Source organism: Nonomuraea sp. NPDC049400, assembly GCF_044466425.1.
GTDB lineage: Bacteria > Actinomycetota > Actinomycetes > Streptosporangiales > Streptosporangiaceae > Nonomuraea.
In genome coordinates, this window is the sequence record NZ_JBITMP010000066.1 from 13,454 (window position 1) to 38,275 (window position 24,822).

At 67.6% G+C, this 24,822-nt stretch carries 29 protein-coding genes; 14 read left to right on the forward strand and 15 right to left on the reverse strand.

The window, feature by feature from the left end; translation table 11 throughout:
- Positions 1-29: 29 nt before the first annotated feature.
- Positions 30-563 carry a GNAT family N-acetyltransferase gene (locus ACIBVN_RS53035; RefSeq protein WP_397149235.1) on the reverse strand — a complete coding sequence of 178 codons (534 nt, stop codon included), beginning with the start codon at positions 561-563 and terminating at the stop codon, positions 30-32.
- A gap of 2 nt (positions 564-565) precedes the next feature.
- Complete coding sequence (locus tag ACIBVN_RS53040) at positions 566-1,894, reverse strand: helix-turn-helix domain-containing protein (RefSeq protein WP_397149237.1); 1,329 nt, start codon at positions 1,892-1,894, stop codon at positions 566-568.
- A 920-nt stretch (positions 1,895-2,814) separates the two neighbouring features.
- Between ACIBVN_RS53040 and ACIBVN_RS53045 the strand changes: the two genes are divergently transcribed.
- The 6 genes from ACIBVN_RS53045 to ACIBVN_RS53070 all read left to right on the forward strand — a co-directional run bounded on the left by ACIBVN_RS53045 (position 2,815) and on the right by ACIBVN_RS53070 (position 6,344).
- On the forward strand, positions 2,815-3,093 hold the full coding sequence (locus tag ACIBVN_RS53045; protein WP_397149239.1) for a hypothetical protein: 279 nt from the start codon (positions 2,815-2,817) through the stop codon (positions 3,091-3,093).
- Positions 3,094-3,348: 255 nt separating this feature from the next.
- Entirely contained in the window at positions 3,349-4,086 is a 738-nt protein-coding gene (locus ACIBVN_RS53050; protein WP_397149241.1) for a class I SAM-dependent methyltransferase, read from the forward strand.
- Entirely contained in the window at positions 4,083-4,820 is a 738-nt protein-coding gene (locus ACIBVN_RS53055) for an aKG-HExxH-type peptide beta-hydroxylase (protein ID WP_397149243.1), read from the forward strand. Before ACIBVN_RS53050 ends, ACIBVN_RS53055 begins: the two co-directional genes overlap by 4 nt.
- Entirely contained in the window at positions 4,817-5,491 is a 675-nt protein-coding gene (locus tag ACIBVN_RS53060) for a putative 2OG-Fe(II) oxygenase (protein WP_397149245.1), read from the forward strand. Before ACIBVN_RS53055 ends, ACIBVN_RS53060 begins: the two co-directional genes overlap by 4 nt.
- Positions 5,488-6,045, forward strand: coding sequence for a hypothetical protein (locus ACIBVN_RS53065; RefSeq protein WP_397149247.1), 558 nt, complete (start codon positions 5,488-5,490; stop codon positions 6,043-6,045). The genes ACIBVN_RS53060 and ACIBVN_RS53065 overlap by 4 nt, the downstream gene beginning before the upstream one ends.
- An 89-nt stretch (positions 6,046-6,134) precedes the next feature.
- On the forward strand, positions 6,135-6,344 hold the full coding sequence (locus tag ACIBVN_RS53070) for a hypothetical protein (protein ID WP_397149249.1): 210 nt from the start codon (positions 6,135-6,137) through the stop codon (positions 6,342-6,344).
- 146 nt (positions 6,345-6,490) lie between these two features.
- Here ACIBVN_RS53070 and ACIBVN_RS53075 read toward each other — a convergent pair whose 3' ends face one another.
- The 4 genes from ACIBVN_RS53075 to ACIBVN_RS53090 form a co-directional block, all read right to left on the reverse strand.
- On the reverse strand, positions 6,491-6,838 hold the full coding sequence (locus tag ACIBVN_RS53075; RefSeq protein ID WP_397149251.1) for a DUF6300 family protein: 348 nt from the start codon (positions 6,836-6,838) through the stop codon (positions 6,491-6,493).
- Positions 6,835-10,389 carry a DNA polymerase III subunit alpha gene (gene dnaE, locus ACIBVN_RS53080; RefSeq protein WP_397149253.1) on the reverse strand — a complete coding sequence of 1,185 codons (3,555 nt, stop codon included), beginning with the start codon at positions 10,387-10,389 and terminating at the stop codon, positions 6,835-6,837. The genes ACIBVN_RS53075 and dnaE overlap by 4 nt, the downstream gene beginning before the upstream one ends.
- Positions 10,390-10,712: 323 nt before the next feature.
- Complete coding sequence (locus ACIBVN_RS53085; protein WP_397149255.1) at positions 10,713-11,012, reverse strand: hypothetical protein; 300 nt, start codon at positions 11,010-11,012, stop codon at positions 10,713-10,715.
- Positions 11,013-11,181: 169 nt separating this feature from the next.
- On the reverse strand, positions 11,182-11,592 hold the full coding sequence (locus ACIBVN_RS53090; protein ID WP_397149257.1) for a hypothetical protein: 411 nt from the start codon (positions 11,590-11,592) through the stop codon (positions 11,182-11,184).
- Positions 11,593-11,754: 162 nt separating this feature from the next.
- On the opposite strand from ACIBVN_RS53090, the gene ACIBVN_RS53095 reads away from it, so the two are divergent.
- Complete coding sequence (locus ACIBVN_RS53095; protein WP_397149259.1) at positions 11,755-12,138, forward strand: hypothetical protein; 384 nt, start codon at positions 11,755-11,757, stop codon at positions 12,136-12,138.
- A 72-nt stretch (positions 12,139-12,210) separates the two neighbouring features.
- Entirely contained in the window at positions 12,211-12,987 is a 777-nt protein-coding gene (locus ACIBVN_RS53100; RefSeq protein ID WP_397149261.1) for an endonuclease domain-containing protein, read from the forward strand.
- A gap of 63 nt (positions 12,988-13,050) precedes the next feature.
- Here ACIBVN_RS53100 and ACIBVN_RS53105 read toward each other — a convergent pair whose 3' ends face one another.
- The 4 genes from ACIBVN_RS53105 to ACIBVN_RS53120 all read right to left on the reverse strand — a co-directional run bounded on the left by ACIBVN_RS53105 (position 13,051) and on the right by ACIBVN_RS53120 (position 15,091).
- Entirely contained in the window at positions 13,051-13,503 is a 453-nt protein-coding gene (locus ACIBVN_RS53105; RefSeq protein ID WP_397149263.1) for an NUDIX hydrolase, read from the reverse strand.
- Positions 13,500-13,688, reverse strand: coding sequence for a hypothetical protein (locus tag ACIBVN_RS53110; protein ID WP_397149265.1), 189 nt, complete (start codon positions 13,686-13,688; stop codon positions 13,500-13,502). The genes ACIBVN_RS53105 and ACIBVN_RS53110 overlap by 4 nt, the downstream gene beginning before the upstream one ends.
- Complete coding sequence (locus ACIBVN_RS53115) at positions 13,685-14,347, reverse strand: hypothetical protein (RefSeq protein ID WP_397149267.1); 663 nt, start codon at positions 14,345-14,347, stop codon at positions 13,685-13,687. The genes ACIBVN_RS53110 and ACIBVN_RS53115 overlap by 4 nt, the downstream gene beginning before the upstream one ends.
- 210 nt (positions 14,348-14,557) lie before the next feature.
- On the reverse strand, positions 14,558-15,091 hold the full coding sequence (locus ACIBVN_RS53120) for a toll/interleukin-1 receptor domain-containing protein (protein ID WP_397149269.1): 534 nt from the start codon (positions 15,089-15,091) through the stop codon (positions 14,558-14,560).
- Positions 15,092-15,310: 219 nt separating this feature from the next.
- Between ACIBVN_RS53120 and ACIBVN_RS53125 the strand changes: the two genes are divergently transcribed.
- From ACIBVN_RS53125 to ACIBVN_RS53135, 3 genes are all read left to right on the forward strand, one after another.
- The gene (locus ACIBVN_RS53125) at positions 15,311-15,505 is read left to right on the forward strand and encodes a hypothetical protein (RefSeq protein WP_397149271.1); all 195 of its coding nucleotides are present in this window, start codon (positions 15,311-15,313) and stop codon (positions 15,503-15,505) included.
- A 451-nt stretch (positions 15,506-15,956) separates the two neighbouring features.
- Positions 15,957-16,394 carry an NUDIX hydrolase gene (locus ACIBVN_RS53130; protein WP_397149272.1) on the forward strand — a complete coding sequence of 146 codons (438 nt, stop codon included), beginning with the start codon at positions 15,957-15,959 and terminating at the stop codon, positions 16,392-16,394.
- Positions 16,395-16,558: 164 nt separating this feature from the next.
- Positions 16,559-17,161 carry an NUDIX domain-containing protein gene (locus ACIBVN_RS53135; RefSeq protein WP_397149274.1) on the forward strand — a complete coding sequence of 201 codons (603 nt, stop codon included), beginning with the start codon at positions 16,559-16,561 and terminating at the stop codon, positions 17,159-17,161.
- Positions 17,162-17,395: 234 nt separating this feature from the next.
- Here the strand turns inward: ACIBVN_RS53135 and ACIBVN_RS53140 are convergent, their stop codons facing one another.
- Complete coding sequence (locus tag ACIBVN_RS53140) at positions 17,396-18,073, reverse strand: YdcF family protein (RefSeq protein WP_397149276.1); 678 nt, start codon at positions 18,071-18,073, stop codon at positions 17,396-17,398.
- Between the two features lie 83 nt (positions 18,074-18,156).
- Between ACIBVN_RS53140 and ACIBVN_RS53145 the strand changes: the two genes are divergently transcribed.
- Both ACIBVN_RS53145 and ACIBVN_RS53150 read left to right on the forward strand, forming a co-directional pair.
- Positions 18,157-18,297, forward strand: coding sequence for a hypothetical protein (locus tag ACIBVN_RS53145; RefSeq protein WP_397149278.1), 141 nt, complete (start codon positions 18,157-18,159; stop codon positions 18,295-18,297).
- Between the two features lie 446 nt (positions 18,298-18,743).
- Positions 18,744-19,487, forward strand: a complete 744-nt coding sequence (locus ACIBVN_RS53150) for a hypothetical protein (protein WP_397149280.1) — start codon at positions 18,744-18,746, stop codon at positions 19,485-19,487.
- Between the two features lie 24 nt (positions 19,488-19,511).
- Here the strand turns inward: ACIBVN_RS53150 and ACIBVN_RS53155 are convergent, their stop codons facing one another.
- Positions 19,512-20,054 carry a peptide deformylase gene (locus ACIBVN_RS53155; RefSeq protein WP_397149282.1) on the reverse strand — a complete coding sequence of 181 codons (543 nt, stop codon included), beginning with the start codon at positions 20,052-20,054 and terminating at the stop codon, positions 19,512-19,514.
- Here ACIBVN_RS53155 and ACIBVN_RS53160 point away from each other — a divergent pair.
- Entirely contained in the window at positions 20,038-20,568 is a 531-nt protein-coding gene (locus ACIBVN_RS53160) for a hypothetical protein (protein WP_397149284.1), read from the forward strand. The two genes, ACIBVN_RS53155 and ACIBVN_RS53160, sit on opposite strands and share 17 nt — an antisense overlap.
- A 228-nt stretch (positions 20,569-20,796) precedes the next feature.
- On the opposite strand, the gene ACIBVN_RS53165 is transcribed toward ACIBVN_RS53160, so the two are convergent.
- The 3 genes from ACIBVN_RS53165 to ACIBVN_RS53175 all read right to left on the reverse strand — a co-directional run bounded on the left by ACIBVN_RS53165 (position 20,797) and on the right by ACIBVN_RS53175 (position 24,500).
- Positions 20,797-21,111, reverse strand: a complete 315-nt coding sequence (locus ACIBVN_RS53165; protein ID WP_397149286.1) for a helix-turn-helix domain-containing protein — start codon at positions 21,109-21,111, stop codon at positions 20,797-20,799.
- Between the two features lie 33 nt (positions 21,112-21,144).
- On the reverse strand, positions 21,145-22,509 hold the full coding sequence (gene ltrA / locus ACIBVN_RS53170; protein ID WP_397149288.1) for a group II intron reverse transcriptase/maturase: 1,365 nt from the start codon (positions 22,507-22,509) through the stop codon (positions 21,145-21,147).
- Between the two features lie 629 nt (positions 22,510-23,138).
- Complete coding sequence (locus ACIBVN_RS53175) at positions 23,139-24,500, reverse strand: IS256 family transposase (RefSeq protein ID WP_397149290.1); 1,362 nt, start codon at positions 24,498-24,500, stop codon at positions 23,139-23,141.
- Between the last annotated feature and the right edge of the window lie 322 nt (positions 24,501-24,822).

Consider the following 24,822-nt stretch of genomic DNA (forward strand, 5'->3'; position numbering starts at 1 on the left):
TGATCGCCGAGTAAGGCGATCCTCGGCTCTTAGCGCAGATCGAGCACCATGATGTCCAGGGCGGGCCCGTCCGGCGCGGGCTGTGACTTGCCTACGATGCGCCATCCCCAGCGCTCGTACATGGCGTGTGCGGGGGCATCTGGGTGAGCCGCCAGAGTGGCGTACTGTTCGACGCGGTCGGCGAGCAGTTCGTCCATGAGCTGCTTGCCCAGGCCGCGGCCTCGGTACTCCTTTAGGAGAATCAGCTCGATGATCGCCAGTTTGGGGAAATCCAGCACATCGGCTGGCGCCTCGGACGTCGCGCCGCGCCACCACCGGCCCGGCTCGAAGGTGAGACCGAAGCAGAACCCTGCGAGGTCAGGCCCATCCTCGGCCGACACCAGCTCGAACCCGGGGCGTTGTGCCTGCGAGGCGCTGCGCTCAACGAACTGCGCCTGGGTGTAGGGCGGGCTCAAGTTGTACGGCGGCTCCGAGTAGATCGTCTCGTAGGTGTCGGCGTACAACTTGCTGAGGACGGCTTCTGCCGCAGCCGTGCCCGTCCTGTGGTGGAAGACGATGCTCATGCTCAGATGCTCTCCTTAGACGGTTGCGGAAGTGCCAGCATCTCCCGGTAGGCATCGACGGTTGGCCGTGCTCGGTTGTCCAGCTTCTCCGGCACGGCCTGGAGCACCATTTTGGCGCTGTAGCGAGTGAACATCGTCTGCTGGCCTGTGGGGACCTCGCTGATCGCGCGGCGGGCCATGTCGAGGCCCTCGCCGACATCGCCCGTTGCGACTTCGGCCATCGCTTGATGGAGCTTGATCTGTGCTATCGCCCGGACGTCGGATGGCGCGTAGGCGCTGAGTGCTTCCTGTTGCGCTTGTTCCGCGTGGTCCGTGTAGGTGGCGACGAACGATCTTGTGTGCAGCATCCGTGTTACTGGCCAGCCGAAGGCGGAGGCCGTATCAGCGGAAATCTCGTCGGGAAGCTGCTCGAAGATGCGTGCCTGCCTGCCCAGCGACTCCTGTGCGCCGGTTTCGTCGCCGATTATCGCACGGACTTGCGCTTGCGCGGTCAGTGCTTCAGCGACTCCTGCGCAGGGCCTGCCGCGTGCGGCTTCGATGGCGTCTTCAGTACGGGCTAGGAGGATCGTCGGGGACCGCTTCTCGTACAGACCGTGCGTGGCTTCCCAGCCTCGGCATAGCGCTACCAACTGCGGATCCCTGCTTTCCTCGGCCGCGTGCCGAGCTGTGATCCACCAGTGCCGGGACTCTCGGGCCTGGCCGGCGAGCCCGAGTGCACGGGCGAGGAGGAATTTCAGTTGGGCGTCCACTCGCGCCCATCCTGCCTCGGTGTTGCCGACCGATGGCAAGATCTTTTGAAGGTCGAGCACGTCAAGGGCGATGTCGGAGATCACGTCGGCCACTGGCTGCGTTTTCAGAGCGTGTGCGTGTTCCCACACGAGCTCTTCCCAGTCGTCTATGCGGGTTGATCCGGCGGTCCGGTCGATCAGGTGCCTTAGATTGCCGAGCTCCTCTACTGGCAGCACCGCTGCTGCTCCTCCGAGCGTTGCGATGGCCGCGAGGAGTTGGCGACGAACCATATCCACGCCTTCAGCATGCCCAATGTCCGATTCGCCGGAAACCCTGGTCTTCCGGTCAACTGAAATGACCAGGGAGTGAAACCCGACAAGCATCCCATTTGCTCCGTAGAAGCTGTCGATGTCTGTTATGACCGGGGCGGGAACGATCCGCTTGCCGCACTCGAACTTGCTGAGGTTGGAGCCGTTGATCAGGAGCGCCTTTTCTACGTCGCCCTGGCTGAAGCCCCGGTATAGCCGCCAGTGTTGCATTAGGGCGCCCAAAAGACGCCTTGGTGAAAGGCCCGAATTCTCGGGCGAAGTTCCAGTTCCCATGCGAACACCTGTTTGTGGTCAGCCTGGTCAATTCATTTGACCAGGGCGCGCACCTTCCGCACATTCTCTGGCGCTCCTCATGATGGCACCACAGAAATGAACACGCACGTAAATCGGTGGGACGTGCGCTGTCACCTTCTAGCGGAAGGCGAGGCCCTCGATGACTACCGGCACCAAGCCCGCGCCTGGCCCCGGCCAGGCGCGAGCGCGTTGCAGCTCCACACCCAACTCGTTCGAACCCCAGGGTTCCGGACGTAGCTTGAGGTTCGTCGACGACGCCACAGGCCGATCTTGGGCCGCACAGGTGGAGCAGCGGACCGCAGGCTGGTGGCTGGTGTTGTGGGAGCCGGCAGGGCAGCACCTCACCGCGTTCTACAGAGGCCCTGCTGCCAAGGGCGTCTGGTTCAAGGAATCCACACCGGACAAGCTGTGGGACTGCCTCGTTCAGAACGGCCCTCGCCAGCGGCTGTACGCGGTCGCCGCTGCCTCGAAGCGACAGCCCTCACTATCCGACGTACTTCCCGCCTCTCTCGGAAAGGGCGGCCTATGAGACGAGACGTGGCCGAGCGAGCTGCTGCGCCTGTAGGCCCGGCAGCCTCCCCACGTCTTGGCGCGGCCAGCGGGGACGTGCCGTTCCTAGCCGGTCGCGCACTGCAGCGCGGGCATTCCAGACAACGATCACACTCAGGATGCCTGCGCCGTCTTTTCCCGCGGTCCACGGCAGAGATCAACGCTGCCGTGGACCGCGGTTCCAACTCTCCCAGCCGCTGTCTTTCCTCCGCACCCTGGCAGTTCGCTGCCTACCCATGGCGGCCGGGAGGCCGGGAGGGAGGCGGACCCGGGCGTACCCCGTACCGCTGCCCCACGGCCTTGCCCACCGACCACCCGGCAACGACCACAGCACTACACGGTGATCACCAATGAACCCCACGACAGTCGCCCACCTGCGGCTTTCCTCTCTCCGCAGAACCCACCCGGCCTGGGAGTTCGTCCGCGGCACAGATGAGGCGGGCCGGGAGTGCTGGCAGATGCGCCTCTGCGTGGAGATCACCCCGCCCATGAAGGATGCCGGGATTGTCGAGTTCGTGCAGCGGCCGGACTTCATCTCGCTCACCGACGAACTCCGCCGCCAGGCGGCGATCCTTCATCCCTTCCGCGGCACCCCGCTGAAGACTCGCCCCCGCGCGTACGCGATGTGAGAGGAGAGCCTGGATGGAACTCATCATCCTCATCTATGGCGATCCGTGGAGTCCCGAACTGCCGGGCGACGCGACCCTCCGTCCCGAACTTGTCCGGGCCTTCACTCTCATCCACCGCGCCATGCAGCGGCTGTTTGGCCGTAAGCGAGTCGCACACCGCCGGCACCGCCCCAATATGCGCGCACCGGTGCGTGTCCACGGGCCCCGTGCCGCGGCGCCCAGTGACGATGAGCCTCACCCTCTGGAGCCAACGAGATGCAGCCGTTCCCACCGCACAACCTCACTGGTTGGCCGCAAGCCCAAGTAGAGCGCACCTTCGGCGTCTTCTACACCACAGTCCGGGCTGGCCAGGCCGGCTTATCCGATGGCGGCGGACCGTTCGGGTTCGACATCACCGTGGCGCTGCTGGTGGACGACCTGTTGAGCGCCTTCGAGTGTGACGCGATCGTTGAGACCGGCTGTTATCTCGGCGACACCACCGACTACCTCGCGCACCGCTATCCGGACTTGCCCGTGCACGCCTGCGACATCACGCAGGCGCACGTCGCCTTTACCCGACAGCGCCTCGCTGGCTTGTCCAACGCGCACGTGACCTGTCTCGACTCGCCGCTCCTGGTCGCACGCGCGAATGCCGCCCACCAACGCACGCTGTTCTTCCTCGACGCCCACTGGGCTCCAGACTGGCCGCTGGAGCGCGAACTGGCCGCAATCACGCGCGGCGTCGTGCTGATCCACGACTTCGACGTGGGCCATCCGCGATTCGGCTACGACACCTACGGCGACCTGGTGTGCGGTCCACAGGTACTGGCCCGTATGCCGGATCCGCCCGAGGTGTACTTCACGCCGGACCCGCAAGCCGACTGGCCGCTGCCGTGTCTGCAGACCGGGCGTCGCGCCGGCGTCGCCGTACTGGCCATCGGCCTGGACGACGAGGCGCTGTGTTCCCATCCCTGTCTGACCACCCGCCATCTGAAAGAGGAGGTTCACAGGTGACGACTCTGGCAGACCCGATCACTGAGCTGGACGGCGTGCCGTTCTTGGACGACGGCTTCGCTGCCCGGCGGCTGCTGGCCGCCGTCGCTGCGGCTCGGCACGTCGCCGGGCAGCGTGCCGACCTGGCCGACGAGGTATCGGCGGACCAGGCGGAGCTGTGGTTGAGCCCATCTCGAGCGGTAATGCTGGTCGACACCGACCGGCCGATCCCCGCGGTGCCTCTCGGTGCCGCCCGTAAAGGGCAGGTGAAGGCCTCTCTGGAGTACGTAGCCGCAACCATCCCCGACTGGAAGCTCCTCCTGGACTTGCCGACCAGGTTCGCGCTGCTGTACCCACCGAGCGGAGCGATTTCGGCTTCCTCACGGGCATGGCCGCAGCACGTGCTGCTCAGCGCAGAAGCGTTCGCCAGCCCGAGCGAACTCGCCGAGCAGATCGTGCACGAGCTGGCCCATCAGTGGATCTACCTGATTCAGGAGATCTGGGCGCTGGGGCAGCACACCGAACGGCGGTTCACGCTCCCATCCGGCACATCCCATCGTCCGCCCGCAGAAGTGTTGGGGGCCGCGCACGTCGCTGCCACCCTCATCCGGCTCTACCAGGCCACATCCAACGACGCCGAGGAGCGGATCAGCGCACTGCGCGAGTACGGCGCAGGGTGCCTCGCCCTGCTGGAGGTTCCCGACCTGACCGACGCCGGCTGGGCCATCGCCCAGAGGATCAAGGAGGCTCTATGACCACGACCGAACCCGCCGTTCGCCAGCCCACCCGGCAGGTGATGATGAACTGGCGAACCCCCGTCTACAGCAAAGACCACCCGGACGCCGACGAACACAACAAGATCCTTCGCGAGCTGATCCTGGCAGCTGAGAAGGAAGACGACGCCGCGGCGAACTTCGGCGGCATCGACGCCATCAAGTCCTCCGAAGACATCCTGCTGTGGGACCACCCCTCCATCGACTGGGTGAAATCCCTGATCATGGAGGCCGTCAACGAACTCACCATCGCGGTGCTGGGCGACGCCGCCAAAGAGGTGACACCCAAGATCCTCGCCGAAGGATGGGCGGTGGTCTACCGCAGTGGCGGGAGCCTGCGCCCACACAGCCACCACGACTGCAACTGGTCAGGGGTCTACTACGTCGACAACCCCACCCCCGTGGGCGCCGAAGGCGACGCCGGCTACCTGCAACTCCTCGATCCGCGGCCGTCCGCTGTCTCCCGCCAGGCGAGCCCCGGCCCGGTGCGGTTCGAGCCCGTGCCAGGCCGGATCGTCGCCTTCCCCGGTTGGCTTACCCACCAGGTCCGATCCACGGCCACGGGCTCCGGCCTGCGCATCTGCATCGCCTGGAACGTGGCTTACGACAAGGCGTTCACCCGCGTCGGCACCCCCGCTGGAGGCACCCTGTGAGTACCGCCACGCTCCCCAGCCAGACGGTCACCAGCCACTGGGGAACCGCCATCGTCGTGGACCACATCGACGTGACCGGCATCCTCCACTACGTGCTGCCCGCCGGCCTCGGCACCGGCAGCATCCCCGTCGAGGAGATCCCCATCGACCAGGTCATCGCCGACGCCGAGCCTCTTCGCGTGGAGTTCCTCGCCTCGATGAACGCCATCGCCGAAGCCCACGACGAACCGCCGGTGCTCGACCTCGATCTCACCGTGCAACTCTGGCAGGCGGGCTACGACGACCCGATGATCTCCCACCCCGCGCGGATCGTCGCCTGGTGCTTCCTGGCCTGCTCTGAAGCGCCCCCCAACACCGAATCGGGCGCGCTGGCCTTCCCCGACCCGCGCAACGCCAGCTCGCAGACCGCCATGCCGGGGCTGCCATGGGGACGGCAGCTCATGGTCCGGCCCGTTCCCGGCGCTCACGTCGCGGCGCCTGGGTGGACGACCTGGGCGGTGGTCCCTCTCGCCCGCGGCCAGTACTCGCTGGTCGCTTTCGCCACGGCCCGGTGACAACGCCGAGCCCAGAAACAGAAAGGAGGCCATGTACGCCGTGACGGCTCGGCGGCAAGGCCGGGCCTCGACAAAGTTAGGAGAGGCACATGTCCCTACCCAATGAACGGGCCGCAGCGAGCCTGCGGCTCGAAGGGCCAGCACTGGGCCTTGGCCTGGAGCAGCAGGAGGTAGGCCACTACCTCGACGTGGTCAGCAAGGGCCTGCTCATCCCCGAAACGCCGTGCGACATGGGGATGCAGAACAACTGGGCGCTGCGGGCTGACACCACCACCACGCTCAGCTCAGCCGCTTCCTGACCGAAGCCCATGCCCGGTGTCTGTGACGGGCTGATGAGGCCCTGACGACACAGAGACATGGGCGTGCTCAACAGTTCGTAAGCCCCGCCCCCAGTATCCTCCCGGGGGCGGGGCTCCTGTCTGCGTAGGCTACCCGGCGCCGGGGGTCAGAGGCTTCCGCTGCGCCAGAGGCTGATCTCCTCGTCCAACCTGCCTTCATCCAAAGGCGGAACGGATGCATTCTCGGCCCATGCCACCAGCAGCCGGACGAACTCCTCGCTGGTCTCGTTCTCTACGTTGCCGTTCACGTGGAACCACGTGATCAGCGGAGCGGCGTGCGGCGCCTGCGCGTCGCACGCCGCGCACAGCACGACACCAGTCTGGCCGTCCACGGGATCGCCGGAGGCGTTGGCCCAGCCGTACGGCACTCGCGCGAGCAGCAGCCCTTCCGCGAGGCAGCGCGGGCACGTCGGCGGCTCCTGCGCGGTGATGATGTCGATCCGCCGCTTGGTCACAGGGAGATCGCTTCCGGCCCGAACAACTGCTTGACGTCAGCGGCGAAGCTCGGTTCAGCGTTGACCGAGAACTCCGGCACGGCGCACACCACGGTCTTCCCAGTCACCTTCCGCACGTTGATCCGCAACGGCACGCTGCCCTGATGCAGTTTCAGCACGTTGCGAAGCTCCTCCACGACCTGCTGCGTGAGACGTTCCTCCCGTACCTGGATCGTGACGGGATGCCCGGAGTCGCTGTTGACCCCGGACACGTCGATAAGCGTCAAGTCTTGGGCGAAGACGCTGATGGCGCCGTCCCGGTTGTTGACCTGGCCGCCCACCGAGACCACGATGTCGGGCCGCAACTCGGGCCCGTACAGCTCGTAGTTGCGTGGGAAGAACAGGCATTCAACGGCAGCGTCCATGTCCTCGACCGTGATGATCGCCCACGTGTTACCCGCCTTGTTGACTCTCCTGTCCACCTTGGTGATGAGGCCGGACACCCGGACGTCGCCGCGGTCGTCACGGCCGCTGTCCAGCAGGTCGGCGATCGTGGTGTCGCGGTTGCGGGCCAGCAGCCGTTCGGTGCCGGCCAGCGGGTGGTCGGACACGTACAGGCCGAGCATCTCCCGCTCGAAGTCGAGCTTGGTCTTCTTGTCCCACTCCATGTCCGGGATGGCGATCATGAACGCGGTGTCGTCGCCGGTGTCGTCAATCCCGCCGAACAGCGAGTCCTGGCCGTGTGCCTCGTTCTTCTTGATGTCGATGACGGACTCGACGGCCTGCTCGTGAATCATGAGCAGGCCCTTGCGCGGATGTTCGAGGGAGTCGTACGCGCCCGCCTTGATCAGCGATTCGATGACCCGCTTGTTGCAGGCGGTCAGCGGCACCTTGCCCAGGAAGTCGTTGAAGTCGGTGAAGCGGCCCTTCTCTATGCGGGCCTTGACGATCCCGTCGACGACATTCTCCCCGACGTTGCGGACCGCGCCCATGCCGAACCGCACCTGGGTGTCGCCGACCGCGACGAAGTCGAGCTGGGAGTCGTTGACGTCGGGCGGGAGCACCTGGATGCCCATCTTGCGGCATTCGGCCAGGTAGACGGCCGCCTTGTCCTTGTCGTCGCCCACCGACGTGAGCAGGGCGGCCATGTACTCGGCGGGGTAGTTGGCCTTCAGGTACGCGGTCCAGTAAGCGACGAGGCCGTAGCCGGCGGTGTGTGACTTGTTGAACGCGTACCCGGAGAACGGCAGCATGACGTCCCACAGCGCCTGAATCGCCTCGTCGCTGTAGCCGTTGCCGCGCATGCCTTGCTGGAAGTTGGCGAACTCCTTGGCCAGGATCTCGGGCTTCTTCTTGCCCATGGCGCGGCGCAGCAGGTCGGCGCCGCCGAGGGAGTAGCCGGCGAGCTCGCGGGCGACGGCCATGATCTGCTCCTGGTAGACGAGCAGGTGGAAGGTGGGGCCGAGGATCGGTTCGAGCGCCTCCTTGAGCTCCGGGTGGATCGGCTCGATGTCCTGGCGGCCGTTCTTGCGGTGGGCGTAGTTGGTGTGCGCGTTGGCCGCCATCGGGCCCGGCCGGTACAGGGCGAGCACGGCGGCGATGTCCTCGAACCGGGTCGGCTCCATCAGCTTCAGGAGCTGCCGCATGGGGCCGCCGTCGAGCTGGAAGACGCCCAGCGTGTCGCCGCGGGCCAGGAGCTGGTAGGTCTTGGTGTCATCGAGCGGCATCGTCAGGGTGTCGAGTTCGATGCCGCGGTTCTGCTTGATGATCTTTATGGCGTGGTCGATGATGCCCAGGTTCCGCAGCCCCAGGAAGTCCATCTTGACCAGGCCCATGTCCTCGCAGGACGGGTAGTCGAATCCTGTGATGACCACGCCGTCCTTGTCCCGCATGTGCATGGGGATGAGGTCGAGCAGCGGTGTCGAGGACAGGATGACGGCGGCGGCGTGCACGCCGGTGCCGCGGATCAGCCCTTCGATGCCGCGGCCGGTGTCGATGACCTTCTTGACGTCGGGGTCGTTCTCGTACAGGGCGCGGAGTTCGGTGCCCTCGTTGTAGCGGGGGTGATCCTCGTTGAACATGTCCGCGAGAGGGACGCCCTTGCCCATGACGTCCGGCGGCATCGCCTTAGTGATCTTGTCGCCCATCGCGAACGGGTAGCCGAGGATCCGGCTCGCGTCCTTCACCGCGGCCTTGGCCTTGATCGTGCCGAACGTGTTGACCTGGGCGGTGTACTCGCTGCCGTACTTCTGGGTGACGTAGGCCACCATGCGGTCGCGCTGGCGGTCGTCGAAGTCGAGGTCGACGTCCGGCGGGTTGATCCGCTCCGGGTTGAGGAAGCGCTCGAACAGCAGGCCGTGCTCCAGCGGGTCGAGCTCGGTGATGCGGGTGGCGTAGGCCACGATCGAGCCGGTGGCGCTGCCACGGCCGGGCCCGACCGGGATGCCGTTGTCGCGGGCGTACTTGCAGATGTCGGCCACGACGAGGAAGTAGGAGGAGAACCCCATCGGGCCGATGACCTTCATCTCGGTCTCGTACCGCTCCATCACCTCGGCGGGGACGGGGTCGCCGTACCGCATGACGAGGCCGCGCTCAACTTCCTTGCGCAGCCACGATTCCTGCGTTTCTCCCTCAGGTACGTCCGGGTAGTCAGGCATCCGGTCCACCTGGCGGAAGACGTCACTGTAGTCGCCGACCATCTCGGCCACGAGCAGCGTGTTGTCGCACCCCTCGGGAAGCTCGGGGAACAGGGCGTACATCTCGTCGGCGGACTTGAGGTAGTAGCCGGAGCCGTTGAAGCGGAACCGGTTCGGGTCGTCCTTGTTCTTGCCCACGCCGACACACAGGAGGCTGTCGTGGGCGTCCGCCTGGTCCTCGGTCACGTAGTGGGAGTCGTTGGTGACCAGCAGCGGGATGTTGAGCTGCTTGGCCAGCCTCAGCAGGTCTTCCCGAACTTCCCGCTCGATGCTGATGCCGTGGTCCATCAGCTCCAGGAAGTAGTTCTCCTTACCGAAGATCTCCTGGTACTCAGCGGCGACCTTGACGGCTTCGTCGTACTGGCCGAGCCGGATCCGGGTCTGCACCGCGCCGGACGGGCAGCCGGTCGTGGCGATGATTCCGGACGCATACTGCGAGATCAGGTCCTGATCCATGCGCGGCTTAGAGTAGTAGCCCTCGAACGACGCCAGGGACGACAGCCGGAACAGGTTGCGCAGCCCATCCGCGTCCTTGGCCCACATGGTCATATGGGTGAACCGGCCGCCGCCGGAGACGTCCTTGCCGCCCTCGCCGTCCGCCACGCCAGTCTCAGCACGCTGCCCCCAGAACACCGGCTTCTTCACAAACCGGCTGTGCGGGGCCACATACGATTCAATGCCGATGATCGGTTTGACCGGTGAGCCCGACGCGACTTTCTGGAACTCGTACGCACCGAACATGTTGCCGTGGTCGCTCATGGCTATCGCCGGCATGTCCAGCCGTTCAGCTTCTTTGAACAGCGGCTTCAACTTGGCCGCGCCGTCCAGCATGCTGTATTCGGTGTGCACATGCAGATGCACGAAGGACTTGCTCACCCGTTCCCCTTGCCTCTCGCCCCGGCCAGATGTACCGCATGAGCCTATTCCGTCTCATGAGGCTGTTGGGGCATCGCGCACAAGGGGCAGACACCCTGTTTCGAGCTGTTGCCAGGCTGCATGCTGTCCTGGATGGCGGCCTCGCCGCCAGGGCCGGCCCGTTGATCTGTGCAAGTCGTGGATGTGGCTTAGTCCTTCAGATGAACCCGGTAGCGCAGCTTGGACAGGTGCGTCGGGATGACGAACGTCGCTACTTTTACGGGCCGGCCGGCGCGGGTTGAACAGGTCGGCGAGCCTCTGAATGAGGGTGGACTTCGTCGTGGTCATGATGGGCTTCCCCCGTTGTCGGTGCTGTCGCCTGTCGGGGTGTGGATCGGCGCGTCTAGGTCGGAGGCTGGCTTCAGCCCGTGCTCCCGCATGACTTCGGCTGCGGTGTCGACCACCGCTTCGCGGAGCGCGAAGTCGAGCTCGATGACGAGCTTGGGATGGTCCTGGGGGTTGTATCCGGCTTCTTCCACGAAGGAAGCGGCGTCCACGGGGAAGTGGCCGCTGACGGTCCCGCACTCAGGGCCGCAGTGCCAGTGCCGGCGCGTGCACGGCGTGGGCGGGTCGAACGCACCCATGGATTCGCCTCCTTCGGTTCGGCTCAGCAGCGCGGTGTAGCGCGCCGGCGATCTCCGGCGGCCAGTACGTGCGGCCGTAACCGGGGCCGCCCTCGATGAGCGCGTCGCAGCCGGGGCCGTCGCAGACGGGGAACGGCTTCCAGATGATCGCCATCGGGGGCGCCTCCTCTCAGAGGTCTCGGATGAGGTCGTTGAGCCGGTCCTCGCGGGCCTGGTGCTCGGGGGTTGGCTGCTGGATGGTGCAGCAGGCGACGCGGACGCGGCCGCGGCCGGGCTGGCGGATGTCGGCATGCAGGCGCCAGTTGCCGACGCTGTCGAGGATCACCTCGAAGATCTGGGTGGCGGGCTTGTCGTGGATCCGGTCGATGGCCGCGGCGACGTCTTCGGCGGCGGTCGGGCTGGCGAGCCGCGGGAAGTCGGGTGCGAGCGCGGCGACGACGGCGGTGCCGTACGTGCGCGTAAGCAGCGGAAGCCACTCCTCCATCCACGGCAGGTCCAGGCTCTCGGCGAGACTTTCGGCAAGGCCGTCTTCGACGATCTCCTCCAGGAGGTAGCCCTCCTCCTGGCAGCGCGCCCGCATCCTGGCGGCGACTTCGGCGCCGGTGACGGGAGTCAGCAGGGTCGCATCGTCGCGGCGCCAGCTCTCGACAAGGGCGTCGTCGGTGAGCGGCCCGGCAGCGTAAAAGATGCCGCACCGGAAGTCGCCCTGGCAGGTGAGAGGGCCGATGAGCGGCCGGGGGCGTTGGCGACCACCCAGTTGTTCTCGGCGATCTTCGCGGCGTGCTCGGCGGGCCAGGTGCCGGCGGACTTCCCCGACGGTCTCGAGTGGCAGGCGATCCGCGCGGCGACTGACCAAGCCGACGAGCTGGCCGTGAGGCACTATGCGGCGCTCGGCGACCGGCTCGACGAGCTGGCCGCCGACCTCGTGGCAGACCCCGAGTATCTGGCCAAGAGTTCGGCGGCCGCGCGCAAGCAGGTGGTGGCGCGGTTCCTGATCGCCCGCGCCGACGGGCTCAGCGGGCCGACCTACATCCGCGACGAGCTGCACAGCAAAGCCATGGCCTTGCTGAAGTCTCAGGCGCCGCGGCCGCCGCGCGGGCCCGGCGTGCCGGTGACCTCGCCGTGAGCCGCACCAGCCGCGCGGCGCCCGCCGTCGAGACTGGCGCCCGCTCGCTATGAGCGCTGCTGCGGTGGCGTCGTGATCGCCTGGCTGGGGCCGCAGGACATGCCTGAGCATCGCCGCGCCCTCCTGCTGTACCGGCTGGCCTGGGAGGCCCAGACCGACGATCCGGTGGCGTTGGCCGCGCTGGTGGCCGAGCGCGTCGGACGGCCGTGCCGGGTGCTGGGCGGGACCGCCAAGCCTGGCTCGTCGGTCGCGGTGCTCGGCGATGACAGCCGCTATCACCTGCTGCTGGACGGCCACTACATCTGCTCTCACCCGTGGCCGGGGAGGAAGAAGCCGCCGGCCGGGACCTTACCGCACGAGCAGTGGTGCACGTGGTGGACCGCCGACGAGCAGAGCTACCGGGTCAACCCGCCGTACGGCACCGAGCTCCAGGAAGGTGTGTGGGGAACCCTGGACGTCCGCTGGCCGGTGCGTCCCCTGGAGATCGAGGCGGATCCGGCGGCGATCAGGCGGCGCGAGCGGTGCGCGGCCAGCCAGGACGACGGCCGATGGCCCCCCTTCCAGGGCAAGATCCTGGGCCCGATCATCCGCGCTCTCATCGAGGCCTTGGGCCCGGCCTGTCACGCCTGCGGGAGCCGGACAGGCGTGTTCGTCGACCACAACCCGGACACGCTCCTGGTGCGTGCGCTCCTATGCCGGCACTGCAACACCTGGGTGGAGACCTGCCCTCACCCTGCGGGCTGCGTGTGGGGCGACTACCTCAACGACCCGCCCACCGCATTTCTCGGGCTGACCTACCCGCGGGCGGCGATCAGCCGCAAACGCCGCGACGGCTTCCCCGGGCGGTGACAACCGCAGCGGCCGGAGCAGGACGCCAGCGACGAAGCTCCGCTCGGGGCCGGGCCCGGGGTCTCAGGCGAGCAGGCGAACCCCGTCATGCACGCGGACCGCCGGTGCGCCCTGGAAACCCACGGCGTCCAGGAGACGGATGGCGAAGGCCTCGCTCATGAGCCCGCTGACCTCGTGGCAGGTGAGCCAGGCGACCTCGACGGCCTCATCGGTGGAACGGACGCGACCGCCGACGACGTGGCAGCGGAAGACGAGCGCGATCACCCCGGCCGTCATGTTCTTGTACACGCCGGTCAGCGCCTCGGGCTCCACGATGAGCCCGGTTTCCTCTGCCACCTCACGGCGGACCCCGTCCTGCGGGCTCTCGGCGAGTTCGAGGACGCCGCCGGGTGGCTGCCACGCGTCGTTGTCGCGGCGGCGGATGGCCAGGAGTCGGCCGTCGGGGCGTATGACGGCGCCTGCGACGCTGACGGAGTGCCGGGAGAATCCGGCGCCCGGGAGGGGCTGGCTGCTCATGAAGGTGTTCCCGAAGGGGTGGTGAAGTCGACGACGGCCAGCGCCTTGTCGTCGTGGGCCTTGTACCGCGGCCACCGGCGGGCCCGCGGGTCGCCGGTGGCCGCGGCCTGGTGGGCGGCGTCGAGGACGCTCTCGGGGCCGTGCGCGAGGACGGCGGCGACGAGCTGGGGCCATCCGCCGATCACCCGGTAGGGCGTGACGACGCTGGCGGCCCCGTCGGTGGCCAGGGCCAGCGCGCGCACCTGCTCGCGCGGCCAGTTGCGGCAGAGGGCGTGGAAGGCGGCGTCGGGGATGGCCTCGGCGACCCAGTAGCCGCCGTCCCGGTTGCGGTGGCGCGGGTGATCGCCTGCATCTCCCGCAGCCGCTCGGAATCGAACGGGGCGCCGTCTGCTATGGCGCGCAGGTATGCGGCGCGCACGGGGTTGTCGATGCGGTGCAGCCGATCATCATGCAGCAGCGCGGTCTGACCGTCGGCGTCGAGGGCGGCCAGGGTGGTGTCGCAGAGCACGAGGGCGTCGACACGGTCGTCGTACCAGCGGGCCAGGGTGAGCGCGGCGGAAGGGGAGCGGCCGGGCTGGAGCTGATGGGTGCGGACGATGCCGGCGATCGCGTCGGCCAGCACATGAGACAGCGAGCGTCCGGGCGAGGGCAGCCGCCGGGCCAGGGCGTAGCCGAGGACGCCGGCGTACCAGCCGCCGCTGCCGGGTCCGTGCTCGACGGAGGTGGCGCCGTCCAGCACGATGATCGCGTCCGGCAACACGATGATGAGGTCCTCGTTCGGGCTGTCGGCGAAGCCCGGGCGTGCGGCGGAGTGGATGCGCGGTGGCGAGCTGCTGATGGACACGATCGTGTTTCTACCGGCAGATTGGTATGGCCGGACGAGAATTCACGCGGAGCATCGGGACATTTCAGGAGTGCCTGCGCGAGGCATCTGTCGTGAATAGGAGCTCCAGTCGGGAGGCTCTCCATGCGCCACCTCGGGTGGAGCGGATGGCCGACGGGCGCCAGGCGGCGTTGTCGTTCATCCTCAGGCTTGAATCCACGCGAGCACGGGTCAGACCTCGCCGCCGTCGCTCCAACCGCACCCTTGGCAGATCACGCCCGCGTAGCGGTCGTCCCGCACGTAATCGACGTGTTCGATGTATTCGAGCTGCTCGACGTCGGCTCCGCACCGTGGGCATCCGACGGCGACGCCGAAGCCGGGGAAGTACTCGAACCGGAGCTCGGTTTCGCCGATGGCCTGCTGGACCGCGCGGATGAACGCCTCCCGCGTTTCGTAGCCCATGATCTTCCGGACCACGTTCTCGGGGCTGGTTCCCTCGGGCATGTCCACCCACAGGCCGTCCGCGAGGAGATCCGGAGGGTTGGTGTCGTCGAGCCGGACCAGGACGGGTTGGACGGATCCGTCTCGGAGATACCGGGCGAAGGTCGAGTTCATCTCGGCTTCCACCGAGCGTGATCTCTTCGCGTTCTGCGACCACATGATCAGGACGGGGTTGGCCAGGCCCAGGGCGGCGTTCACCGCGCCGGGGATCGATTCGCCGGGCTGGATGTTCCACTCGTCGAGCCAGACGTTCGGCGCCGGCAAGCTGTAGTTGCGCAGCGAGCGGCTGTACGCGTGGCTTGTCCTGGTGGTTGTGCGACAGAAAGATCTGCATGGACCGAGCCTGTCACCTCAGCCTCCACCGAAGGAGGAGGCGTGGCTCGAGTGGTTGGGCCTAGCGTGTGAAGCAGACGCAGGGCTTGGCGGCGGGAGGGAAGTGTGTGCTCGCTGGCAAGCGGAGATCTGGCGGAGCCCACCTGGGCGGTGATCGACTTTGAGGCGTTGACGCCTGCGGACGTGCCGGTGACTCCGTTCGATGTCGTTCTGGGCGGCACCGCCGTCGACGGCGATGGCGACCTCTCTCATGACGCTGCGGTGGTGGCCGGCATTCTGGCGCGGTGCCCCAGGACCTGCGCTGCGGTCCGCGTGGAGGCCGAGGTGAGGGAGGACGGACGGTGATCGCGCACAACTACGGGCATGGAGGGCCGGGTGCCACCTTGTCATGGGGATGCGCTGAGGAGGTTCGTGGTCTGGTCGCCGGATAGTTGCTGGTGATCAGGGGCGCCAGAGCCAGGGAAGAGCGTCTGCTTCCTCCGGTCGACGGGCAGGCGGCTGGTCCTGGCGGCTGAATCCCCGCCCGTGCCTGCCCCCGCCCTTGTAGAGTGCGATTCCTCTCGGCTGCCCGCTGTGCGAAGCGGCCGTCTCGTTGCATCCCGCGGCGATTCAGGGGCTCCTGCCGGGTGGGGCTCGCGGGTGGATGTGGAGGTCGCCGATGCCTATCAGTGACGCGGACATATCCGCAGCCCTGTCCACATACCTCTCACGGCACCCCGAGGAGGCTGAGGCGCTAGAGGAGCCGCTGAGCCTACTGGCGAAGGGCCGCCGCTTCTCCTCACGCCGGACGTTCCCCATGCATGTGACCGTCGGTGCGCTCCTGACCCGCGGCGATAGCGAGGTTCTCCTCGTGGATCATCGTGCGTACGGGCTTCTCTTGCAGCCCGGCGGTCATATCGAGGTCGCCGACACCACGCTGCTCGGCGCCGCGATGCGCGAGCTGGTCGAAGAAACAGGTGTCGATCCCGATCAGATCGCCCCAGCGTCGCAGATCCCGGTGTACGTCGACTACGGTCGCGTACCGGCGCGGCCGGACAAGGATGAGCCCGCTCACCATCACCTCGACATCGGCTACGCGTTCGTGACGACGAATGCGGACGTGGGCGACATCCAGGAGTCCGAGGTTCTCGGCGCCGCTTGGTACCCGCTGGCCGAGGCCGAGCGCCTGGTCGGCCCCTACATCGCGCGGGCGATCGGCCAGGCCGGGTCTGACCTGTTGACCGGGCCCGGCTGAAGGACGCCACCTCGGAGGTGCCCGATCGCGCGTCGCCGACTCGCCGGTGGACGAGTCCTGCTGATGGCCGGGCGTGCGGTGGCCTGTGGTCGGTAGGGTGCCTGCACTGGTGAGCGTGAAGGGGCTGGAGGTTCACCAGATCGTCCATCAGCGGAAGGTGTCCGATGTCTGGCAGGCAGCTTGGCCCGCGGCTAGTTGTTCGAGATCTCGTTCAGGCCGTCGCGCCGTATGACGAGCGCGAGTCCGCCGACCAGCGGTGGATGCTCGATTGGATCGATGCCGGTCATCCGCTGTTCCGTACGGCCAAGCCCGCCACCCCGCCGCAGCACCTGGCCGTGTATTCCGTCCTGATCGACGCGCCGACGCGGTCAATCATGATCGTTTGGCATGTACTGGCACAGGCTTGGTTGTTCCCTGGCGGCCATGTCGATGATCTTGAGGATCCGCGTGCGTCTGTGGTCCGCGAACTGGCAGAGGAACTGCAGATCGCTCCTGCCTTTCACCCGGAGTTCGGCGACGACCCGTTCTTTCTGACGGTCACCCAGACCCGCGGCGCGGATTCCCATACAGATGTCACGCTCTGGTTCGTCTTCGAGACTGACCGGGACGGCCCAATGGTGCCCGATGAGCGGGAGTTCGGCGAGGTGCTCTGGGTTCCGATCGATGACCGGACCGCGTGGCCTGCCGGGGTGTTCGACCCGGGCCTTGCGCGCTTCCTTGCCAAACTGGCGGCTCGTCTTGGCCCTGATGCTCTCCCCAGCAGGTAACGGGCCCTGGTCCGGCGAGCACTGGTGTCAGGTGGCCCGGCTAGTGAGCAGCCGTGGACCGACATCCGCCAGTTGCTGATGAAGTCGACGGTTTTCCAGCTGCGCCTGATGAAGTGCGCCGACGAGCGCCTCGTTGATCCAGCGGTCGGCCGCGAACAGTTTGGCCAGCGAGCTCAGCCGGGAAAGAGGTTCGGCTGGTAGATGGCCACCACGCGGTCGTTGCCGGTGGGCGGGTCAGGTTGCCAGGAGGCGGCTGTCGTAGCCGGCGCGGATGAGAGCCACGTAGGCGTCATAAACGTCTCCTGGGACGTCCTGCTCGATGGCGAAGCCGTGCTTGGGGTATTCGATGATGCGCTGCAGGTCGCCGACGAGCATGTCGAGCACGAGCCGGGCGTCGCCGATCGAGGCGAGGTAGGCGTCGAATTCCAGCGGCTCGGAGGCGCAGATCGCCTTGGTCTCGGGCCATACCTGGCGGGCGGTGGCGTAGGAGCGGCGTTCCATGTACGGCTTGGAGATCAGCAGCACGCTGGCGGGGGTGATCCCGGCCTCGGCCAGGACGCGCCGGGAGTAGGTGAGGTTCTGGCCGGTGTTGCCCGCGTGCGGCTCCAGCAGGACCGCCTCGGGCGGCAGGCCGCGTTCGATGGCCCGCTCGCGGAAGTGGACGGCCTCGCCGCGCGGGAAGCGTGCCTTGGTGGTGGGGCTGTTACCGCCCGAGAACACCAGGACAGGAAAGAGGCCGGCCCGGTAGAGATCGACGGCGGTGTCGGCCACGCCGAGGTCGTGGCTGCCGAGCCCGATCGCGGCCTCGCACGGCCGGATCGGGTGGCGCATCTGGTGGTAGTCCCAGATGAGCAGCGCCTGTCGGCGTTCGTGGTCGCTAATCGTGTGAGCTGCGGTGGTGTCGCTCGCCACGGATTCCTCTTCCTGGTCGCGGTCGCCGTCGGCCCGGCGGCCTGGCGGGGTGTGGGCCGGATGCTCTCGATGGCGCGCAGCTGGTGGGTCAGGCCCACCCGGGTGGCCAGGGCGGCGGCGCGGTCGAGGACGTGGAGTCCATCTTCCATGGTGACGGCGTCGGACAGCAGGATGTGGCCGTACGCGACGTCCAGCCGGACGCGCCGCATGGGCGAGTCGCCTGAGTCGGTGCTGCGGTGCTGCTGGCCACTCGCTGGCGGCGGGCAATGTCGATCAGCCGCAGCACCGCGACGAGGTCACCCGCACGTCCTGGGGGAGCTCGGCTAGGTGCGCCTGTTCCGGTTCGATGCGGCGCGCCTTCAGCGGCAGACCGATCGTCGACGCCCAAGCCCTCAACGACGCGGCGAGGTCACCACAACCCGCCGATGAGATCAACCGGACGTCGAACCAGGAGGCTCTGACGGCAGGCCCGCAGATAACCGGCGCCCCTGTCCCCTCATTGAACGTGACGATCGCCTCGACCCATCGATGACGCGCCGACGGACGCATACGGGAACTGCGCGGGCGGCGTGGGCAGTTCGTCCTGACACTGCAGCCCCCAGCCCAGCTCGACCGGGCGACATCCCGCCGAGCGGCGTCGGGGACAGCCCTGAGGGGAACATGTCTCCTTGTGGAGATCGCGTTGCGAGCTCAGCGGGCCGGGCAGTCGCTGTCGCGCTGGCTGGCACCGATGGCCTTCACCGACTGGTCTGCGGCCCGGGTCACCTCCGAGTTGACGCGCGCCATCGTCGCCTGGGGCGTCGGCCATCAATGGCGGGTGCGGTGCGAGGTGCCCAGCCTGGCCGGATTACCCGGCGCGCACCCGGACCGTCCGGGATATCTGGACGTCGTCTGCGAGCGCCTGGACGGCCCGCCGATCGCCATCGAGATCGACCAGCACGATAAGCCATGGTCCCTTCGCAAGTTACTGGCCGAAGCCCAAGCCGGCGTCGTGCCTGTCTGGGTGCGCTGGGGAGAACCCGGCACGCGCCCCGTACCGGCGCCGGTGGCCCTGGTCGAGATCGCCACCCCCTACCGCCTCGCAGGACCGACCGGACGGCGGCTCTACTCCAAAATGGCCATGGCGCTGCAACAGCCACCGGCGCCCGAGAAGGCGGCCGCGGCAGCTGCGGACGTTGCGCCTGCCGCTCGGTGCCGGGCCACGACCAAGGAAGGCCAGCCGTGCTCCATCGACGCTCGCCCTTCAGGGCTGTGCCATGTCCACGACCCCGAGGTGCAGTGCGGCGGCACAACGAGGAAGGGAAAGATCTGCGTCGTGCCCACGGGTGGCGGCAGATGTAAATACCATCTCGACCAGCCCCAGGATGCCCCTGCCCTCGCCCCCTTGTGGCTTCCCGATCTCAACGTGTCATAGCGGGGAACCGGGGCCCTCGGGCGGTCAGGAACGCTTCCAGGGCTGGCCGATGCCGCGATACTCCTCCACCGGGAGGGGCTTGACGCCCTCGCGCATCCGGCTGGTGTACAGCCGACCCGCGAGATGGTCGATCTCATGCGCGACGAGGCGGGCCAGCCCGTACGGGAACGCGGTGGTCTTCGTCTGCCCGTCCAGGGTGGTGTGCTCCACTTCCAGGGTGAGCGGCCGGGGGACCAGGCCGCGCACGTCGAAGAAGGACAGGCAGCCCTCGTACTGCTCGGCGGTCTCGGCGCAGGCGCTGATGATGCGGGGGTTGAGCAGCACGATCGCGTCGTCAGCGTCGGGGTCGGGCGGGATGACGATGGCGGCGGCCCGGCCGATGCCGATCTGCGGCGCGGCCAGCCCCACGCCCTTGGCGAAGACGTGGAGTTCGCGGACCCGCTGCAGCGCGGCGAACAGCGCGGCGACCACTGCGCGGGCTTGGTCGGCCTCGGCGGGCAGATCGAACGGCGTGGCGACGGCGGCCAGGATGGGATCGCCGACCTGGAGGATGCCGACGGCCTTCATCCGGTCGCTACTGCGCAAGTTTGCCGCTTTGGCCACAAGGGATCTGGCGTCGCACGTCCGCTACTGGCTCGAGGGCGCGAACGACACCGACCGCTATGAGCCCACCGGCACCACCGCGCTCACTCAGGAGCTTCTGAACCGGAGCGTTCGCACAGCGTCGGACGCGGTGTTGTCCGCGGCGGCTTGGCTCCGCGGCATGCAGGAAGCGGCGGCGCCACCGGAGGATGACGACCCGGATCGGCTTACGAAGGTTCAGGCGCGGGAGCAGGCCGCCAGCTCGCATCCCGTGCTGCGCGGGTGGGCCCGCTGTAGCTTCGGGCCGAGCCTCCCAGCGCCCTCGCTGGGAGAGCAGGCGGTCATCGCGCTGGAACCACGCAGCGCGGGCTCGTGGGGCAGTGCTATCGCCAACATGCACTGGGCTCTCCGAGAATTCGTGATCGGCGATATGCGAGCCGGCATGAGTCGTCTGATCGTGCTGCAGTGGGCTCTCGATCACCGCGCCGTCCCTGAGTGAATCGAAGCCGGCGCTGGGTGGTTCACAGGCGGTGTGGAGGTCAGCGGATGTCGTGCGCGCCTGCGGCGGTTGCGCTCATGGGCGAGGACGACGGTTCCCGAACGGACACGTACGGGGGGCAGGCGCGGCGTGGCGCACGGCACCGCCGGGTCCGGCGCCTGAGTGACGTCGGCCTTCGAAGCAACCTGACGACAATCGTAGAAGGCGATCAAGGGTGCCTGGCTGCTGTCAGCGCGCCCGCGCTGTTCCGCTTCGCTGACCGTTGAGGATGCGGCTGATCGTGCTTTTGCTGATCCCTGTCCGCGTGGCGATCTCCTGTGCCGTCATCTGGCTGGACAACTCGTGGATAGTGGGTTCAGATGGCGGTGGGTCACCCCGCTCACGGCAGGTCGCGGTAGGGTCGGGAGCTGGCGCGGTGGTTTCTCCCGGTGGTAGGGCCTGGGGCCTTCGATACCGCCGGTTTCCCGGACGGGTGTGCCACCCCAGTGGCCATGACCAGGTTCTTGGCTCCGTTTCCAGCTCCCGCCACTTCGAACCGTGCATGCGGTTCTCCCGCACACGGCTCTCCGACGTCCTTCACCGGCGGTGTTCGGCCGTTGCCCGCCAGGGCCGGAAGGGCCTGGGAGCGACGACGGCTCCATTGAGGTTGATCAGGCCGAGCTGCGTGGGGTCGGTGTAGACGACCTGAAGCCAGCCCCACTTGCGCCCCCGTTTGTGCTTCTTGCCGAGGAATAACGCCAGCCTCGCGAGGGCGAAAGTCCTGATCTTGTCGAAGACGCGGGCGGAGTTTCCGTAGCGGAAGTACCCGACCCAGCCGCGCAGGAAGGCATTGACCTGCTGCACGATTGTCTCGACCGGCACCAGCAGCCGGGACCGATCCGACAGTCGGCGGATCCGATCGCGGGCGTGCTGGGCCGCCTTGCGTGAGGGCCAACGGGCGAGGAAGACGACGCGCCTGGCTCCAGTACGGCCCCGGGCGCGCACCAGCCGGTGGTGGAAACCGAGGAAGTCGAACCCCTCGCCGCCCTCGGTCAGGTGCACGATCCGGGTCTTGGCCGCCTTCGGCTGCAGTCCGAGGTCGGCCAGCAGTGCGGTCAACCGCGCCAGCGCGCGTTCGGCCTCACCCCGGGTCCGGCACATCACCACCAGGTCATCGGCGAAGCGCACCAGTACCCCATCGGCCTCATGCCGCCATGCCCGATCGAGTCGGTGCAGGTAGATGTTGGCCAGCAGCGGAGAGACGACTCCGCCCTGCGGGGTGCCGGTCACCGATCGCCGGATCTGTCCCTCCTGCATCACTCCCGCCCGCAAGATCGCGCGCAGCAGCTTCAAGACGGACTGATCGCAGATGCGTTCCTCGACCGCCTGCATCAACTTCTCATGCGGAATCGCCTCAAAGCAGTTGGCGATGTCCGTCTCGACCACCCAGCGGCGCCCCTGAAACGATTGATCCAGCAGCACCTGGAGCGCATCGTGTGGTGCGCGTTTGGGCCGAAACCCGAACGAGCACGGGTGGAAGTCGGCTTCGAAGACCGGCTCGAGCACGATCTTCAGTGCCGCCTGCACGATGCGATCGCGCACCGCGGGGATCGACAGCGGGCGACGCTCGGCGCTGCCGGGCTTGGGAATGAACACCCGGCGCGTCGGCAGCGGTCGCCAACACCCCTGTCTCAGGTCCGCGACCAGTTCATCGAGAAGCCGAGCGACCCCGTACTCCTCGATCATCTCCAGAGTGATCCGGTCGATGCCGGCCGCGCCGTCGTTGCGGCGCACGTTGGTCCACGCCCGCCGCATCACGTCCCTGCGGAGGACCTTGTCATGCAGCGCGTGGAAGCGTCGTCCGGGATCGGCCTTGGCCGCCCGGTAGAGCGCATGCTGCAAAGCTCGGACCGGATCCATCACAGACCCCGACACGGTGGGACTAGCCACCTGGGCACTCACCGGGCCCCTCCTTACCAGCACACGCGTGGACGAAGCAGCGGCCCTTCCCTCCCCGGGAGTTATGCTGTCCGCCCGGCTCGATCGGTACTATGGCCGCCTCCGACTCCCTCCCGGCCCGCCGTCCATTTCCCGGCTCCTCACCGGTTATAGGACACCGTTTCTCCGGCGGATTTCCGCAGATCCACCGGGCCGGGGAGGGCCTCCCCAGTTCCCGCCGCCACCTTCTGCGCGTTCCACGTCCTCTACGCCGGGGAGTTCTTAAGGGCTGCACCTTCAGGATCTTCACCCCGTCCATGGCCTTCGCCCTGAAGGACCGGGCTCGGCTCTCCCTTTGCCCCGCACACGGCGGGCACACTAACGACGCGGCAGACTTCGCTTGACGCTGCGGACCGCACAGTCGCCTCCCCTAATAGGGCCTTCGACGCTGGACTCCGGCCCGGCCCGTTTCCAGGCCGGACCGCCAGCCTGCTACCGGGCTCCCTGACGATTACCCGGACCGGACTTGCACCGGCTGGCGACGACGAGCTTCCGATCAGGTCATGACCGCATCAGCGATCACCTCCAGATCTCTGGGCGTACTCCTCGGAGCGGTGTAAAAGGCTCGATGAGGTAGGTGCCGTGAGTGGATCTTAGGCAGCTTCGGTAGCGGGTGCCAAGGTTGGATGGAGCTGTGCGGGCGGGTGGAGCAGTGCGCGGCGGAGGTCCTGCAGGATGCGCAGGCCCTTGCTGGTGCTGGTGAAGCCGCGCCAGCCCCGGGCGGCGCGGTCCAGCACGGCCCAGACTAGGCTGACGCAGGAGGTCTCGCCGGGGAAGCGGCCGATGACCTTGACCCTGCGGCGGGTCTCGCCGAAGGTGCGCTCGATGAAGTTGGAATGCCGCACGCGCTTGTGGTGCTCGAGTGGGAAGCGCAGATACGGGGTCAGGCTCTGCCGGTCGGTCAGCAGGCACTTGACCGCCGCCGGATAGCGGCGGCCCCAGGTGTCGGCGAAGGCATCGATGCGCCGCTGGACGAGTTCGACCAGCGGCTGGCCGACCTTGACGTCCTCGCCCAGGTCGCTGATGTCGAAGATCTTCCAGAAGTCGGCTTTCACCTCGGCCTGGTCATCGGAGGAGACCTTCGCGACCACATTCCTGGCGCGGTGCACGAGGCACCTTTGGCGTAGCGAGGCGGGGAAGACTAGCTCGGCGGCACTGATCAGGCCAGGTGCGCCGTCGGAGATGATCAGCAGCGGTGGGCGCAGGCCACGGCCGACCAGATCGGTGAGGAAGTCTTCCCAGGCGTCGGTGGACTCGGCGCCGGCGGCGGCCAGGCCGACGAAGACCGGCTTGCCGTCGGTGGTGATGCCCCAGGCGGCCAGGATCGGTTCGGCTCGGCTGCTGGCCTCGTGCATCTTAAAGTGGGAGGCGTCCAGGAACAGGTAGTCCAGCTCGACGCCGGTCAGGTCGCGGCGGCACCAGGCGTCGTACTCGGCGACGATGGCCTGGCAGATGGTCGAGACGGTGGACTTGGACAGCGCGGCTTCGGGGCCGAGCGCGTCGGCCAGCGCGCCCTCGACGTCACGCGTGGACAGGCCACGCACGAAGGAGGCGATGACCAGGGTTTCCAGTGCGTGGGTGCGGGTGACGCCGGTACCGAACAGGCGGGAGGCGAACTTCTCGGTGGTGCCGCGCAGCTTGGGTCGTGCCACCGTGATCGGGCCGCTGGTGGTCTTGACCGTGGTCGGGCAGTGGCCGTTGCGGTGGCCGGGCCGCACCACGGTCTCTTTTGCGTCGCCGCTGTCCCCGGCGACGGAGGCGGAGGCGATGCTGGCGCGCTGGTAGCGAGCTCGGCCGAGGAAGGCATCGACCTCGGCTTCGACGGCGGTCTGGATGATCAGGCGGGCGCCGAGCCGGGCGACGTCCTCGATGACCTCGACCAGATCATGATGGGAGGTGAACAGGGCGTCGATCTCAGCACGGATGGCCTGGATAGGCGATACTCGACGGGTCACGAGCGTGGGACCTCTTTCGTACGAACTTGGCGGTTCAGTACGGAACCTACGCTCGTGATCTATTTACACCGCATCCGGGACGCGACCTCACGGCATGCCTCACCATGTTCGCGGAATAGCCCCACTCTCGGGCCAGTTGCGCGGCCGTCGTGGTTCCCTCGCGTACTCGGCTGCGTGCCTCGACGACCGTATGCGGGGGAATGACCGGAGGCCGACCAGGTTTCTTCGGCACAGACTGCATCGCATCCTCGGTTTCGATTTCTCCAGGGGGCAACTGTCCCTCAAAGGGATGAGACCGGAGAACCGGGAGCGGAACGGTGAT